Raw genomic sequence first — 894 nt, 5'->3', positions numbered from 1 at the left:
AAAAGTTTTGACAAAACGTTAAATAGTGAGGGAGTACCATGAATAAAAATATTATAAGAAATTTTTAAACAAAAAAAATTAATACCAGTAAGGAGGGAGTTTGTGAAAAAGAAAGGGTTATGGATTTCTAGCTTAATTGTTTGCTTCATTGTGTTATTTCTCTTTTGCATCAATTGGTATTTTCCCTATTCACCTTTTAGCTTTACTAAATCAATTTCCTATAATGCTAGTAATATTGTTGTAAAAGAATACCAAAGAGAAGTAAATGATTTTAAAGCGATCTACAATTCGGAGAAGAAAAACACACTAACCGACGATCGTACACAATATATTCTGCCAATGTTTGAACAGCAATGGTTAGTCAGTGGTAAACCAGTTAAGATGAAAGTATCCGATCAACTCCATACGATGTTAAATGAAGTAAAAGAGACGAAAGACATATTAATCGAACTAGCCTTTCGCGAAAAATATTCACTGGAAACGAAAGAATATTTAAAGATAGCCCTTTTAACATGTCTTTCCTTGGAGAATGAGATTGTCGAATTAAAAAACTCCAAATTCCATTCAAGATCGACCTTGAATAGACAAATTCACAATCTACATATGAGCTTTATTAGATGTTTTGATATGTATGCAACGTTTTATAAAGAGTATCGGCATTTACGATGAACGAGTTATGGGAATTTAAATGATTTTTAAGATGATGAATTATTGAAGACCTTCCTTAAACAAGCCTGGAAAAATTTATTTCACGTTTTAATCATCATATGCTAAATGAATAGTACAGGAAAAATGTTCATTGAATAATTCAAATGATCATAAGTACTAAGTGCATGTATTCGCTCAATTCGAGTAGATTAAGTCAGAGTCACTGATTAAGTCCATATAATTGTG

General features: G+C 30.6%; 1 protein-coding gene. It reads left to right on the top strand.

Going from position 1 to position 894, the window contains the following annotated elements; all coding sequences use genetic code 11:
• The first annotated feature begins 102 nt into the window (after positions 1-102).
• Positions 103-669 (top strand): hypothetical protein, encoded by a 567-nt coding sequence (locus B5V89_RS19920; RefSeq protein WP_108073727.1) that lies wholly within the window; start codon positions 103-105, stop codon positions 667-669.
• The last annotated feature ends 225 nt before the right edge of the window (positions 670-894 follow it).

Origin of the sequence: Heyndrickxia sporothermodurans (assembly GCF_003055045.1) — a bacterium.
GTDB classification, from domain to species: domain Bacteria; phylum Bacillota; class Bacilli; order Bacillales; family Bacillaceae_C; genus Heyndrickxia; species Heyndrickxia sporothermodurans.
The sequence above is the reverse complement of the archived record's forward strand: the minus strand, read 5'-3'. Positions and strand labels throughout refer to the sequence as shown.